13 protein-coding genes are annotated in these 14,445 nt (G+C 70.8%); 4 read left to right on the forward strand and 9 right to left on the reverse strand.

The window, feature by feature from the left end; translation table 11 throughout:
* Positions 1-6: 6 nt before the first annotated feature.
* The 8 genes from PCA76_RS19130 to PCA76_RS19165 form a co-directional block, all read right to left on the reverse strand.
* On the reverse strand, positions 7-618 hold the full coding sequence (locus tag PCA76_RS19130) for a TetR/AcrR family transcriptional regulator (RefSeq protein WP_442930271.1): 612 nt from the start codon (positions 616-618) through the stop codon (positions 7-9).
* A 94-nt stretch (positions 619-712) separates the two neighbouring features.
* The gene (locus tag PCA76_RS19135; protein ID WP_272611813.1) at positions 713-1,480 is read right to left on the reverse strand and encodes an SDR family oxidoreductase; all 768 of its coding nucleotides are present in this window, start codon (positions 1,478-1,480) and stop codon (positions 713-715) included.
* Between the two features lie 153 nt (positions 1,481-1,633).
* A complete protein-coding gene (locus tag PCA76_RS19140) occupies positions 1,634-2,920 on the reverse strand; it encodes an ABC transporter substrate-binding protein (RefSeq protein ID WP_272611814.1) in 1,287 nt (428 codons plus the stop codon).
* Positions 2,921-3,004: 84 nt separating this feature from the next.
* Positions 3,005-4,117 (reverse strand): branched-chain amino acid ABC transporter permease, encoded by a 1,113-nt coding sequence (locus PCA76_RS19145; RefSeq protein WP_272611815.1) that lies wholly within the window; start codon positions 4,115-4,117, stop codon positions 3,005-3,007.
* Positions 4,114-4,992, reverse strand: coding sequence for a branched-chain amino acid ABC transporter permease (locus tag PCA76_RS19150; protein ID WP_272611816.1), 879 nt, complete (start codon positions 4,990-4,992; stop codon positions 4,114-4,116). The genes PCA76_RS19145 and PCA76_RS19150 overlap by 4 nt, the downstream gene beginning before the upstream one ends.
* Before the next feature lie 30 nt (positions 4,993-5,022).
* Entirely contained in the window at positions 5,023-5,745 is a 723-nt protein-coding gene (locus PCA76_RS19155; protein WP_272611817.1) for an ABC transporter ATP-binding protein, read from the reverse strand.
* On the reverse strand, positions 5,742-6,524 hold the full coding sequence (locus PCA76_RS19160; protein ID WP_272611818.1) for an ABC transporter ATP-binding protein: 783 nt from the start codon (positions 6,522-6,524) through the stop codon (positions 5,742-5,744). The genes PCA76_RS19155 and PCA76_RS19160 overlap by 4 nt, the downstream gene beginning before the upstream one ends.
* A 137-nt stretch (positions 6,525-6,661) precedes the next feature.
* Positions 6,662-7,561, reverse strand: coding sequence for an alpha/beta hydrolase family protein (locus PCA76_RS19165; protein ID WP_272611819.1), 900 nt, complete (start codon positions 7,559-7,561; stop codon positions 6,662-6,664).
* 184 nt (positions 7,562-7,745) lie between these two features.
* On the opposite strand from PCA76_RS19165, the gene PCA76_RS19170 reads away from it, so the two are divergent.
* Positions 7,746-10,007, forward strand: coding sequence for a catalase (locus tag PCA76_RS19170; protein ID WP_272611820.1), 2,262 nt, complete (start codon positions 7,746-7,748; stop codon positions 10,005-10,007).
* A gap of 98 nt (positions 10,008-10,105) precedes the next feature.
* On the opposite strand, the gene PCA76_RS19175 is transcribed toward PCA76_RS19170, so the two are convergent.
* On the reverse strand, positions 10,106-10,981 hold the full coding sequence (locus tag PCA76_RS19175; RefSeq protein WP_272611821.1) for an LLM class F420-dependent oxidoreductase: 876 nt from the start codon (positions 10,979-10,981) through the stop codon (positions 10,106-10,108).
* Positions 10,982-11,132: 151 nt separating this feature from the next.
* On the opposite strand from PCA76_RS19175, the gene PCA76_RS19180 reads away from it, so the two are divergent.
* From PCA76_RS19180 to PCA76_RS19190, 3 genes are read left to right on the forward strand one after another with little or no spacing between them, the layout of a single operon-like run.
* Positions 11,133-12,278 carry an acyltransferase family protein gene (locus PCA76_RS19180; protein WP_272611822.1) on the forward strand — a complete coding sequence of 382 codons (1,146 nt, stop codon included), beginning with the start codon at positions 11,133-11,135 and terminating at the stop codon, positions 12,276-12,278.
* On the forward strand, positions 12,275-13,417 hold the full coding sequence (alr, locus tag PCA76_RS19185; RefSeq protein ID WP_272611823.1) for an alanine racemase: 1,143 nt from the start codon (positions 12,275-12,277) through the stop codon (positions 13,415-13,417). The genes PCA76_RS19180 and alr overlap by 4 nt, the downstream gene beginning before the upstream one ends.
* Positions 13,414-14,436 carry a D-alanine--D-alanine ligase family protein gene (locus PCA76_RS19190; RefSeq protein ID WP_272611824.1) on the forward strand — a complete coding sequence of 341 codons (1,023 nt, stop codon included), beginning with the start codon at positions 13,414-13,416 and terminating at the stop codon, positions 14,434-14,436. The genes alr and PCA76_RS19190 overlap by 4 nt, the downstream gene beginning before the upstream one ends.
* The last annotated feature ends 9 nt before the right edge of the window (positions 14,437-14,445 follow it).

Consider the following 14,445-nt stretch of genomic DNA (forward strand, 5'->3'; position numbering starts at 1 on the left):
CCGGAATCAGTCGGCCGCGACCTCGGCCAGCAACGCGCCCACGGTCCGGGTCATCACCGCGCGGGCCTGATCGACGCCCAGCCCGAGGCCGTAGCGCAGCATCGACCAGGCTGGCCACATGCTGGCCGCCACCAGGGCATTGAGCAGTTGGTCCCGACTTCGACCGGCCTGGGTCAGCTCCGTGGCGAAGAGCTCCTCGACCTCGTCGCGGACCCGGTCGACGTGCTTGAGGCGGTTACGGTGCAGTTGGTCGGAGACCGGTTCCCGCATCTGGGCGGCCCGCGCCGACGGTGTGATGAGCTGCAGCAGCCGAGCCCGTTGCCGGCAGTACGCGTCGACCCGCTTCGCCAGCGGCAGCCCGGGTGAGATCGGCCGGTAGGCGGCGTCCTGCTGGCGGAGCACCTCCACGCCACTCGCCTCGAAGAGCGTCTCCATGTCCTTGAAGTTGGTCCAGAGCGTCCGCAGCGAGATGCCGGCCCGTTCGGCGATGCGCTCGCCGGTTGGGCGCAGGTCGCCCTCGGAGATGAGTGCGAGGTGCGCCTCGACGATGGCCGCGCGGGTGCGCTCGGCCCGGGCGGTACGCCCGTCGACCCGGCCCACGACCTCGACCCCGTCCATCCGCCCCCGCCCCTTCATCGCCACGGCGTCTCCCGACGCACCGCCGAGTCTAGACAGGCGATGATCAGGGACCCGGGACCGACCGTCGGCGTTGTCATGCGGCCCGGCCGGTCAGCGAGACACCGCCGTCGCAGACGATGGTCTGCCCGGTGATCCAGGTGGCGTCATCGGAGGCGAGGAAGGCGACCGCGCCCGCCACGTCCTGCGGCAGACCGAGGCGCCCGAGCGGGTACCGTGCGGCGACCTCGTCCTCCCGACCCTCGTAGAGCGCGGCGGCGAAGCGGGTCTTCACCACGCCGGGCGCGACCGCGTTGACCCGGATCGTCGGCCCCAGTTCCACGGCGAGGTTGGCCGTGAGGTGATCGAGCGCGGCCTTGCTCACCCCGTAGAAGGCGATGCCGGGCGACGGCGCGAGACCGGCGATCGACGAAACGTTGACGACGCACCCGCCGCGCTCGGTCATGCCGGCGGCGCAGACCTCCTGCACCCAACCGAGCGTGGCGACCACGTTCACATCGAGGATCTTGCGGGCCGCGGCCAGGTCCAGCTCGACCAGCGGGCCGTGCACCGGGTTGATGCCGGTGTTGTTGACCAGGAGGTCCACCGGCCCGAACGCGGCGCTGACCTGCTGGACCGCGGCAGCCCGATGCTCGGGATCGTCGGAGCGGCCGGGCACGGCAACGGCGTACGCCGGCCCGCCCAGGGCGGTGACCGCCTCGGCCAGCGCCTCGGGACGTCGAGCGGTCAGACCCACCCGGGCGCCTTCGGCAACGAGACGCTGGGCGATGGCCAGGCCGATGCCCCTACTGGCGCCGGTGACGATGGCGACACGATCCACGAGCCGGCCCGAATATGCATCCACAGTGCAGATAGTAGGAGCAGTGATCGGTGTCGGTCAACGTCCGGAAGACCGCTTCGACACTCGCCCGCCCGGTCCGGCAACGGGCACAGCCGTCCGACCGGACGTGGTCACGCGCGACCACGCCCGGTCGGACGCCGGTTGTACGACGGATCCTCAGGAGCCGGTCGGCACCCCGTTCGCCGGCGGCGCGGCCGGCGTGGCCGTGTACTCCTTGACCGGCCCGTCCGCCTCGTCGGTCTCGTACGTCGGGCCGAAGTAGCTCTGCACTCCCCCGCTCACCCGCGCCAACCGCTGTCCGCCGTAGCCGGAGTGGTCCTTGGCGGAGAAGCGCAACGGCGCGAGCCCGGGGCCCTGGAAGCCACCCTTCTGCACGGCGTCGAGCACCTTCTCCCGGGTGACATCCTTGCCTGCGGCGAGCAGCACCTGCACGAAGAGGTAACCGACCGACATGCCGTAGACGGTGTTGCCGTCGAACGGCGCGCCCCCGTTGTGCTCTTTGTTGATCTTGGTGAAGAGCTGGATCCACGGGTTCGCGGTGTCGTTCTCCATCGGCAGGTAGTTGGTGCCGACCATGCCCTCCAGCAGCGGGGCGGCGGCGCCGAGCTGCTTGGCCAGGGTCTGGTAATCGGAGCCGACGTTGGAGACCAGCCACTGCGGCTTGAAGCCCAGCCGCGCGGCGGTGCCGACGGAGAGCGCGGTGAAGCCGGGCACGGTGGCGAGCACGACGACCTGGCAGCCGGCCGCCTTGAAGGCGCCGATCTGCGGCGCCACGTTGGTGTTGCTGGTGACGTAGGTCTGCTTGACCGCCACGGCCCCGGCGCCGAGCACCTTCTCCACGCCGACCAGGCTGTCGCGGCCGAAGTCGTCGTCCTGACCGAGGAAGCAGACCTTCTGGCCGGCCAGGTTCGCCTTCGCGTAGTTGGCGAGGATCTTGCCCTCGATGGTGTAGTCCGGGTTAAACCCGAACGTGCCCGGATACTTGTCCGGCTGGTCCCAGCTGCGGCTGCCGGAGGCGACGAAGAGGTCGGGCACCCGGTTGCTCTTGAGGAAGTCGAGCACGCCGGTATGCGTCGGCGTGCCGAGGCCGTTGAGGATGGCGAAGACCTTGTCCTGCAGGACGAGCTGGCGGACCACCTGCTGCGTGTTCGCCGGGTTGTAGCCGTCGTCCATGATCTTGTAGGTGAGCTTCCGGCCGTGCACACCGCCGTTGGCGTTGACGTAGTCGAAGTACGCCTTCGTCGCCGGGGCGATCTTGGAGTAGCCAGCCGAGGCGGGCCCGGTGAGCGGCATGTGCGTGCCGACGGTGATCTCGGTGTCGGTGACGCCCGGCACCGACGCGCCGCCGGAGCTGGGGCCGTCGTCGCCACTACAGCCGGCGGCGGTGATGAGCAGGGCGATGGTGCTGGCGATCGCGAGACCGCGTTGCGCCTTACGGTGCATGGGAAACACCGACCTTTCTCGGTCCGGTTTTCAAGGGAACGGTGTGGTGGTGGAGCGCCCGGCCGAAGCCGGGCCGAGGACAGCTCAGGAACGCCGCGCCGGCCACCGGGCCAGCAGGGCCCGACCGAGGCGGGACAGCAGGCCCTGCACGCCGCCGGGTGCGGCGATCATGACGACGATCAGGGTGAGTCCGAAGATCGCCAGCGGGAGGTTTCCCTCCAGCCGCTGCGCCACCGCGGGCGAGAGCGTGAGCAGCTCGGTCGCGGAGTGAGTGAGATCGGGCAGGGCGACCAGCAGGACGGCCCCCCACAACGCTCCGGTGAGGCGACCGAGACCACCGATCACCACGGCCATCAGCAGGAAGAGCGACAGGGTCAACGAGAACGCGCCGGGCGAGACGCTCTGCGCGAGCACCGCGAGCAGGGCGCCACCGAGCCCGGCGGTGGCGGCACTGACCACGAACGCGATGACCTGGGTGCGGGCCACATGGATCCCCGCGAGGCGGGCCGCCACCTCGTCGTCGCGGACCGCGCGGAAGGTCCGCCCATACCGGCTGCGGATCAGATTGGCCAGCAGCAGCAGGGCGAGCAGGGTTGCCGCGCCGGTGATCCAGAGCTGCCACCGCTCGTAGGGGAAGTACGGGCCGAGCGACATCGGCGGCGGCTCCACCGGCACCGACAGCCCCTGCTCGCCGTTGAACACGCCGTCGAAGGTGACCGCCAACGCCGGCACGACGACGGCCACCGCGAGAGTGACCCCGGCCAGGTAGGGGCCGCGCAGCCGGGCCGCGGCCACACCGACCACCGCGCCGACCACGACCGTACCGACGATCGCCGCCCCCAGCGAGAGCGGCAACAGCCAGCCGCCGGTCATCCCCCGGTCGGCGAACGCGTTCTGGCACAGAGCCACGGTGTACGCCCCGGTGGCCATCAACGCGCCGTGCCCGAGCGACAGTTGACCGTTGAGCCCGGTGAGGACGGTCAGCCCGGCGGTCGCACAGAGGTAGGCGGCCACGGTGGCGAGCTGGAAGTTGCGGAACGGCTCGACGGCGTAGCTGACCGCCACCAGCAGCAGCCCGGCAGCGAGCACCACCGCGAGGTGGCGCAGCAGGGTGGAGCCCCGTCGCCGGTCGACCGGCCGATCGCCGGTGTCGGCCAGCTGGCGCTTCGGCGGCAGGGCCGCCCGGGTGGCGCTCACACCCGCCTCGCCACGACCGGGGCGAACAGCCCACCGGGCCGGACCAGCAGCACCGCCAGCAGCAGGACCAGCACCGCGAGCGGAGTCAGGTCGCTGCCGGCGTAACCGCTCACGTAGGAGAGCAGCAGACCCACCAGTAGGCCTCCGACCACCGCCCCCGGTGGACTGTCCAGCCCGCCGACCACCGCCGCGGTGAACGCCGAGACGAACACCAGGTCCATCGCGTGCGGGTGCAGGCCCAGCTCTGTCGGCATGACCAGCATGGCGGCCAGTGCGCCGACCCCGGAGGCGAGTGCCCACCCGAGGGTCAACATGCCACCGACGTTGACCCCGAGCAGCCGGGAGACCTCGGGAGCGAAAGCCGCCGCGCGCATCCGCAACCCGACCGGGGTGCGGGCGAACATCCAGGCCAGGCCGCTGACCACCACGCCGATCGTGGCGAAGACGAACAGGTCGTACGGCGACAGCACGGCGACCCCACCCACGGTGAGGGCAGTCCGGCTGAACGGCGCCTCCGCGGGGCGGAACTCGTTGCCGTACACCATTCCCAGCACGGCCTGGATCAACAACACCAGCCCGAGCGCGACGATCACCGGGTTGAGCGGTGAGGCGTGGTCGACGTGCCGCATCACGACGCGGTCCACCAGCGCACCGAGCAGCAGGCCGGCGACGATCGCGACCACGAAGCCCAGCCAGTAGGAGCCGGTCGCGGCGGAGACGGTGTAGGCGACGTACGCGGCGGCGACGGCCATCGCCCCCTGGGCGAAGTTGACGACCCGCGCCGCCCGCCAGATGAGCACCAGGGCCAGCGCGAACGCGGCGTATACCGCGCCCCGGGACAGGCCGTCGATGGTGAGGAAGACGAAGCGGTCCAACAGTCCTCCCTCCGGGGGACGAGGTGGTGGTCAGAAACCGAGGTACGCGTGGCGCAGGTCGACGTCGTCACGCAGTTGCGCCGCCGGGGCAGCGATCACGACCCGACCGAGGGACATCACGACACCCTGGTCGGCGACAGCGAGTGCACTACGGACGTTCTGCTCGACCAGCAACACGGTCAGGCCGGTACGGTCGCGCAGCTGGCGAAGCAGGGCCATGGTCCGGGCGACGACCCGGGGAGCCAAGCCGAGCGACGGCTCGTCCAGCAGCAGCAGGCGGGGCCGGCCGACCAGGGCCCGGCCGAGCGCGAGCATCTGCCGCTCACCGCCGGAAAGCTGGTGGCCGAGGTGCCGGCGACGGTGAGCAAGGGGCTCGAAGAGCTCGTAGACCTCGTCGAGGGCGCGACCGGCGTCGGCCCGGTCACGCCGCCACAACCCGCCGAGCCGCAGGTTCTCGTCGACCGTCAACTCGCTGATCACACCCCGCCCCTCCGGCACGTGCGCCATGCCACGCCGGACGAGTTGCTCCACCGGCGTACCGCGGAGGTCCTCCCCGGCGAGGAGCACCTGGCCAGCGGCCGGGCGGATCATGCCGGAGAGCGCGCGGAGCAGCGTGGTCTTGCCGGCGCCGTTGGCGCCGACGACCGCGGCGATCGTGCCGGCCGGGACGGTGAGGTCGATGGCCTGCAGCACGGGCGCGGCACCGTAACCAGCCACCAACCCGCGCACGACGAGCAGGTCCGGGGCGCTCATGCGGCTTCCTCGACGGTGGCACCGAGGTAGGCGTCCGTGACCGCCGGGTCGTCGCGGATCTCGTCCGGGGTGCCGGCGGCGATCACCCGGCCGAAGTCGAGCACCACGAGCTCGTCGCAGACGGCCATCACCAGGTCCATGTGGTGCTCGACGAGCAGCACCGCGCACGGGTCCTCGTCGCGCTTGGGCAGCTGGCGGATCAGGTCCGCAAGCTCGGCGATGTCGTCCGCGCCGAGGCCACCGGCGGGCTCGTCGAGCAGGAGCAGCCGGGGCCGGGCCGCGAGTGCACGGGCCAGCGCGACACGCTGACGTATGGCGAAGGGCAGTGTGGTCGGCGCGGCGTCGGCGTGTTCGGCGATCCCCAGGTCGTCGAGGATGTCGAGAGCGTGCCGACGAAGCCGGCGCTCGTCGCGGTCGCTGGCCGGCAACCCGAGCAGCGCCGAGACGAAGCCGGCACGGGCGGTGTGTGCGGCGCCGGTCATCACGTTCTCCAGCACGCTCAGCCCGGCGAAGAGCCCGGTGCCCTGCAACGTCCGGGCGATGCCGAGCCGGGTCAGCCGGTGCGGCCGTGGCCGTAGCGGCCGGCCGTCGAGGGTGAGCGAACCCGTCTCCGGCGCGACGAAGCCGCAGATCACGTTGAACAGCGTGGTCTTGCCGGCACCGTTGGGCCCGATCACGCCCACCACCCGGTTCGGGGGCACCCGCAGGGAGACATCGTCGAGGGCGGTGAGGCCGCCGAACCGGACGCCGATGTGGTGCAATTCAAGGCCGCGCTCCATCACCCATCCCTCTGTCGTGGCGGGTGTTATTTACACTCGCAGTGTACGTTTCTCGGGTATCGCGTCAAGACCTTCAATACCCCGCTTCCCGCATGCGGACGGGGCGGCCGCCATCGGCGACCGCCCCGGGACCACGGTCAGGCGCTGGGGCAGGTGTTGCGGTACTCCTGGATCTGCGAGCCGTTCGGGCCCGGGCAGAGGAACTGCTCGTAGCGGGTGTCGTCGTCGACGAACCGCTTCAGCCAGGCCACCATCTGCCGCGCGGTCGGCGTGTTCGTCGTCTGCGGGAAGAAGTGGCTCGCCCCGTTCAGCTCCAGGTACGCCTTCTCGGCGGAGGCCGGGATGCTGTTGTAGAACGGCACCGAGTGCGACGAGACCGGCGCGACGGTGTCGCTCTCACCGCCGATGATCAGTGTCGGCACCCGCAACTCGGACCAACTCTTGTCCGTGTTCCATGGTGCGAGCGGCACCGCGGCCTGCAACGACGGTCGCGACGAGGCCGCCTCCAGGCTGCCACCGCCACCCATGGAGTGGCCGGCGACCGCGAGCCGGCTGCTGTCGATCCGAGTGCGCACCGAACTGCGCTGGGTGAGGTAGTCGAGCGCGGCGAGGAGCTGCCGGCCGCGGCTGGCCGGCTGGTCCAACGTGCTGTTGGTCTCGATACCGATCACCACGAACCCGTGCGAGGCGAGCCTCGGCCCGAGCCAGCTGATGCTGGACCACGCCGCGGTGAAGCCCGGCGAGATGGCGATGGCGCCGAAGGTGCCCTCGCTGGTGCTGGTCGGGTAGTAGATGACGCCGCCGCCGAAGCCGGTGACGCTCAACGACGACACGCTCTGTGAGGAGGTGGCGAACGGACCGCGACTGGCCTCCAGGATCGCGGTGGTCGGGGCGGGGCCCCGCTCGTACGGACCCGCGGCCTGCGCGGCGCCGGTCGAGCCGGTCAGGACGCCGCCAGCGACCAGGGTGGCGGCCAGCGCGAACCGGGCGGCTCGGGCTGCGATGGAACGGGGACGGGTAGTGGTTGGTGACGACACGTCGGGCACTCCCTAGAGTCGAGGGATATCGACGTGTGTCAGTTTTAGCCTCTCCGCCGATCCACGCATCGGTGAAATCACCAGTCCCGGCTGAGGACGCCTAGATCAGTTGTGTTTCGACCCTCTGACCAGGGGTAGCAGGGCAGGCGTCTGCTCGCACACGCTCCATGGAGAGGTTCGTCCAGTGGATTCAAGCAAGCCCGCCAAGGCGGTCAAGAACGCCGTGAAGACAGCCTCGGGAAAGATCGCCGACGCCCTGAACCCGGAGATCCCCGGCGCACCGGGTAGCGCACCGCCCACCGTCGAGGAGCCGACGACGCCCCACGACCCGCTGCCGCCGAAACCGGAACAGGGAGCGCCGCAGACGCGTACGCCGACCGGCGCGGAAACTGGCGCACCGACGACCACGAACGGGCAGCAGGGCGCCTACCTCACGACCGCGCAGGGGGCGCGGCTACGCGACACCGACCACTCACTGAAGGCCGGCCCGCGCGGCCCGGTGCTGCTCCAGGACCACCACCTACGCGAGAAGATCACGCATTTCGATCACGAGCGCATTCCGGAGCGCGTGGTGCACGCCCGTGGCGCCGGGGCGCACGGTGTGTTCACCGCGTACGGCACCGCCGAGGCGGTCACGAGGGCCGGCTTCCTCAAGAAGGGGCGGGAGACCGAGGTCTTCGTGCGGTTCTCCACCGTGCTCGGTTCGCGCGGTTCGGCCGACACGGTCCGCGACACCCGCGGCTTCGCCACGAAGTTCTACACCGACGAGGGCACCTTCGACCTGGTCGGCAACAACATGCCGGTCTTCTTCATCCAGGACGCGATCAAGTTCCCCGACATCATCCACGCCGCCAAGCCGCACCCCGACCGGGAGATCCCGCAGGCGCAGAGCGCCCACGACACCTTCTGGGACTTCGTGTCGCTCCACACGGAGGCACAGCACCACACGCTCTGGAACATGTCCGACCGGGGCATCCCGCGTTCGTACCGGACCATGGAGGGCTTCGGTGTGCACACCTTCCGCCTCGTCAACGAGGCCGGAGAGACGGTGCTGGCCAAGTTCCACTGGAAGCCGAAGCTGGGTGTGCACTCCCTGACGTGGGAGGAGGCCCAGATGCTCAGCGGTATGGACCCGGACTTCCACCGCCGGGACCTCTACGACGCCATCGAGGCCGGCGCGTACCCCGAGTGGGAACTCGGCGTCCAGGTCCTGCCCGACAGCCCCGAGGAGACCTTCGACGGGATCGACCTGCTGGACCCGACGAAGATCGTGCCGGAAGAGTTGGCCGAGGTGCAGCCCATCGGGAAGCTGGTGCTCAACCGGACGCCGACGAACTTCTTCGCGGAGACCGAGCAGGTCGCGTTCCACCTCGGTCACCTCCCGCCGGGCATCGACGTCACGAACGACCCGCTGTTGCAGGGCCGGCTCTTCTCGTACGTCGACACGCAGCTCACCCGCCTGGGCGGGCCCAACTTCTCGCAGATCCCGATCAACCGCCCGCATGCCGCGGTGAACGACATGCTGCGGGACGGCTTCCACCAGCACGCCGTGCACGCGGGCGTCGCGCCGTACCGACCGAACTCGCTCGACGGCGGCAACCCCTTCCCCGCCGGCGACGACGAGCACGCGTTCCTCGACGTGCCGGTCACGGTCGCGCAGGCGCCGAAGGTACGGGCGAACCCGGCCTCGTTCGACGACCACTACAGCCAGGCACGCCTGTTCTGGCTGAGCATGTCGCCGGTCGAGAAGGAGCACATCATCCGGGCGTACACCTTCGAGCTTGGCAAGTGCTACCACCAGGCGATCAAGGAACGCCAACTGCAGAGCCTCGCCAACATCGACCCGGTGCTGTGCGCGGAGGTCGCCACCGGCCTGGGTCTGCCCGCTCCGCAACCGACCATGCCGCTCGCCGACGTCACGCCCAGCCCGGCGCTGTCGCAGCTCGGCCGGGAGTGGCCGAGTGACGGGCGCACAATCGGGATCGTGGTCGACCCCGACGGTGACCTCGATGGCGTCGACGACGTCCGCCGAGCCGTGTTCGAGGCCGGCATGGTGCCGCTGCTGATCGCCCCGCACGGCGGCATGGTGGCGGACCTCCCGGTGCAGCGCACCTTCGCCACCGGACGGTCGGTCGAGTTCGACGCGGTCCTGCTGGCCGGAGCGCCAGCACCCGCACCGGATGCCATTCCCGCCCGCGACGACAAGGCGGGTACGCCGCGCCCGGCCGCCGTGGATCCCCGCGTGCTGCTCCTCGTCGAGGAGTGCTGGCGGCACGCCAAGGTCGTCGGCGCCTGGGGTGCCGGCGTCACGGTGTTGGAGCAGGCCGGGGTGGTCGGCACTCCCGGCATCGTGACGGCGGGCTCCGGCGCCGAGGCTCTGACGGCGGTGCAGCAGTTGATGGCCGCACACCGAGTGTGGGAACGCTTTCCGGCCTCGGTCGCCTGACGCAGGGTCACCTGACACCGCCGCTCACTGACGAGGGCTGTCCTCCGCTTCGCCGGGAGGGCAGCCCTCGTTCTCGTGGACGAGCAGCAGCCGGTCGATCAGCCGATGTCGGCCAGCCGGGGCAGCACCTCGTCGCCGAGCCGCTGGGCGAACTCGACCGGGTGCCGATCCGGCGTGACCTGCACCTCGGTCACACCGAGCGCCGCGTAGTCGGACACCTCGGCGAGGAACGCGTCGACGTCGTCCAGTGGTGACCTGGAGGCCACCACCGTCTTCTCGATGGTGTCGTAGTCGCGGCCCTCGGCGTCGCAGTGCCCGCGCAGCACGTCCAGCTTGCGAGCGACCTCCTCGGCGCCAGCGCTGGTGCCGAAGAGGTTGCAGGCGTCGGCGTACCGGGCGACCAGCAGCAGGGTCTTCTTCTCGCCGCTGCCACCGATCATGATGGGCGGGCGCGGACGGCTCAACGGCTGCGGCGAATTGATCGTTTCGGTGAGCTGGTAGTGCCGCCCGTCGAACGGCCCGTTGTCGTCACCCCACATCTGCAGGCAGATGCGTAGCGTCTCCTCCAGTCGCTCGAACCGCTCGGCGACCGGCACCACCGGCACGCCGAGGCCGCGCTGCTCCCGCTCGTACCAGGACGCGCCGATGCCGAGGCGAGCCCGGCCGCCGGAGAGCACGTCGAGGGTCGTCACGGTCTTGGCGAGCAACCCCGGGTAGCGATACATCACGCCGGTGACCAGCACACCCAGCGTCATCCGCTGAGTCTTCGCCGCGACGTAGCCCAGCGTGGTGTACGCCTCCAGCATCGGCTCCTCGGCCGGGGCCATCGCCTCCATCTGGAAGAAGTGGTCCATCACCGTGAAGGAAGCGACGCCGGCCTGCTCGGCGGTGGTCGCCGCCTCCGCCAGGGTCGGTGCGATCGCGGCCGGGTCGGCCGGGGTCGAGTAATTCCAGTAGTGCAGCCCGAGCTTCATGTGTTCGGCACCTCCGCGACGAGCCTAGTGCTGCCTCTCGCCGGCGGCGTGGCGATCGACGCCGCCGGCGAGAGAGGCCCGGCTCAGTCCATTACCGGTTCATGACAATTCGTGCATCACGCGAGGATATCCGGCTGGCAGCTTCGGACGAGTGATCCAAGAGCTGTCATCCACCGAGTTCCGGCCCATCGACAACGAGCCCGATGAGCGGGTCCGGTTCCGGCACAGGTACCGGACCGGGACCAGCCCCGCCGGGGGCCGGTCACACCGGGCGGAGTGGGCCGATGCCGCGAAGGGCGGCTGCATCATCCTCGTCGTCCTGTGGCACGTCGTCGTCAAGGACTACCTGCAGATCGCCTGGCACGTCGGCGTACCGGTGCCGGGCCTGTGGGGAACGCTGGGTGAGCAGTTCCTTCCGCTGCGGATGCCGCTGTTCTTCACCATCTCGGGCGTCTTCGCGGCGAACGCCGCCCAGCGGCCCTGGCGGGTCGTCGCCCGCAGCCGGATCGCCGGGTTCTACTACCTCTACGTCGTCTGGCTGCTGATCCACACCGCGATCCTCGCCGCCGCTCCGGAGCTGCCGACCGACCGCGCCACCTCGGCCCTCGGCCTGCTGGAGCAGCTCACCATCACGCCGTCCAACCTCTGGTACCTGTACGCCCTGGCGCTGTACTTCACGATCGCCAAGGCGACCCGCCGGTTGCCCCGGGCGCTGGTCCTCGTACCCGCCGCAGCGCTGTCCGCCGTCGCCGCCGCCGGGCTGCTCGACACACCTGGCAACCGCGCCGGCCTCTACCAGAACCTGGTCTTCTTCCTCGCCGGCCTGTACCTGCGCCCGCAGATCCAACAGTGGGCGACCACCGCCAGCCGACGCCGCCTCGTGCTGACCTCGGGCGCCTACGTTCTCGCCCTGACCGCGATGGCAGTGGCCGGCGCCCACCAGTGGTTCGGCGTATGGACGACGGTCTCCGTGGTGGCGGTCGCCTTCGGCATCACCGCTGCCGCCCGGCTGGCCCGGTGGCCGGCTCTCAGTAACCCGCTGGCTAGGCTCGGCCGCATCACACTGCCGATCTACGTTATCCACATGCCGGTTCTGGCCCTGCTGCATCGGCTGTTGCTCATACCGGTTTCCGGATTGGACCGGCCCGTTCAGGGCCTGATCGTGCTCGGTTATCCGATTCTGCTGACCGGGCTGGTGATCGGCCTGAGTCTGGCCATCCACCGCGGGCTGCTGGCGGCGCACGCGCGCTGGCTGTTCGCGCTCCCCGGCTCCCGTCGGGTGGAGGCGGCCCGATGAGCACCCTGGCCGAGGCGGTTGTCGACCTCGGGGCAATCGTCAGCAACGTGCGGGCGATCGCGTCGGTCACCGGCACCGACCTGATGGCCGTGGTGAAAGCGGACGGTTTCGGCCACGGCGCGGTACAGGTGGCCCGGGCCGCGCTGCGCGCGGGCGCCAGCTGGTTGGGGGTGACCTCGGCGGCAGAGGCCCTGGCCCTCCGCGACGCGGGTGTGACCGCGCCCACCCTGAGCTGGCTGCACGCCCCGAACGACGACTTCGGTAGGTTGATCATCGCTGGCGTCGACGTCGGCGTGTCGACGACGACGCACCTGCACTCCGTCGCCGACGCGGCCCGATTGCTCGGCGTACCAGCGATGGTGCAGCTCAAGGCGGACACCGGGTTGTCCCGCAACGGGGCCTCGGGGGACGACTGGCCCGAACTGGTCGCCTGGGCCCGCAAGTACGAACGGGAGGGCGGGATCCGGGTGCGCGGGGTGTGGTCCCACCTCATCGACGCGGACCTGCCAGGCGCCCCCGAACTGGACCGGCAGGTGGCGACCTTCGAGGAGGCGCTGCGGGTCGCCCGATCGGCCGGCCTCGACCCCGATCTGGTCCACCTGGCGAACTCGGCGGCCGCGCTGTCCGCACCGCGAACCCGCTTCGACCTCTGCCGGACCGGGATCGCGCTGTACGGCGTGGATCCGTTCGGCGCGACCGGTCCGGGCGAGTTCGGGCTGCACGCCGCGATGACCCTGCGTACGAACGTGGTCAACGTCAAGCGGGTGCCGGCCGGCACGGGCGTCTCCTACGGGCCCGAGCATGTCACCGGCGCGCCGACCACGCTGGCGCTGCTGCCGCTGGGCTACGCCGACGGGCTGCCCCGCGCCGTCGGGGGCCGCGCCGCCGTGTGGCTCGGCGGCCGACGGTGCCCGATCGTCGGGCGCATCGCCATGGACCAGTGCGTGGTCGACGCCGGGGACCTTCCGGTGACGATCGGCGACCCGGTCGTGGTGTTCGGCCCCGCCGAGGGTGACCAGATCCCACCGACGGTCGTCGAGTGGGCCCGGTGGGCCGGCACCAACCCGCACGAGATCTTGACCGGAATCGGGGCCCGGGTGGCCCGCGACCACCTCCACGAAAGGGCACGGATTTCATGACGACCCGACTGGCAGTGCTGTACGGCGGGCAGAGCGGCGAGCACGACGTGTCCTGCCGCTCGGCGGCGAGCATCCTCGCCAACCTGGACCGTGAGCGGTACCAGGTCACCGAGGTGCTCATCGACCGCGACGGCGGGTGGCATGTCGGCGGCCGTCCGACACCACTCCCCCAGGCGCTGCGCGTCCTACGCGCCCAGGACGTGGTGTTCCCGGCCCTGCACGGCCCGTACGGCGAGGACGGCACCGTGGCGTCGCTGCTGGAATGGCTCGGCGTGCCGTACGTCGGCAACGGCGTCTTCGCCAGCGCCGCCGGCATGGACAAGGGTGTCACCAAGCGGCTCCTCGCCGTGGAGGGCCTGCGGGTCAGCCCCGGGGTGACCCTGCGTCCCGGCGAGGACCTGTCGCCCGACGACCGGCGACGGCTGGACCTGCCGGTCTTCGTCAAGCCGGCTCGGGCCGGGTCCAGCCTGGGCGTCGTCAAGGTGAGCGACTGGGCGGGACTTCCCGCCGCGCTGGAGCAGGCCCGCCAGGTCGACCCGAAGGTGCTGGTCGAACAGGGGGCGCGGGGGCGTGAGATCGACGTGGCCGTCCTCCAACACCCGGACGGGCGGGTGCAGGCCGGCCCGCCGCTGGAGATCCGGGTGACCGGTGCCGGGTTCTTCGACTACGACGCGAAGTACGACGGCGGCGCGGTCTTCCAGATCCCCGCGCCGCTCGACGCGGCAACCACCGAGGTGCTTCAGGACCGCGCGATCCGCGCCTTCCGCGCCCTCGACTGCCGCGGGCTGCTCCGGGTCGACTTCTTCCTGCCCGCAGAGGGTTCGCCCGAGCCCATCGTGAACGAGGTCAACACCTTCCCCGGTTTCACCGCCGCCTCGCAGTTCCCCCAGATCTGGCAGGAGGCCGGGCTCGGGTTCGCCACCCTGATCGACATCCTGATCTCCGGCGCGCTGGCCGACCAGGACCGGATCGGCTACAGCGGGTTGCCCCGGCAGGCACGAGCGGTCGACCTGGTGTGAGGCAGTGCC

The organism is Micromonospora sp. LH3U1 (assembly GCF_028475105.1).
Classification (GTDB): domain Bacteria; phylum Actinomycetota; class Actinomycetes; order Mycobacteriales; family Micromonosporaceae; genus Micromonospora.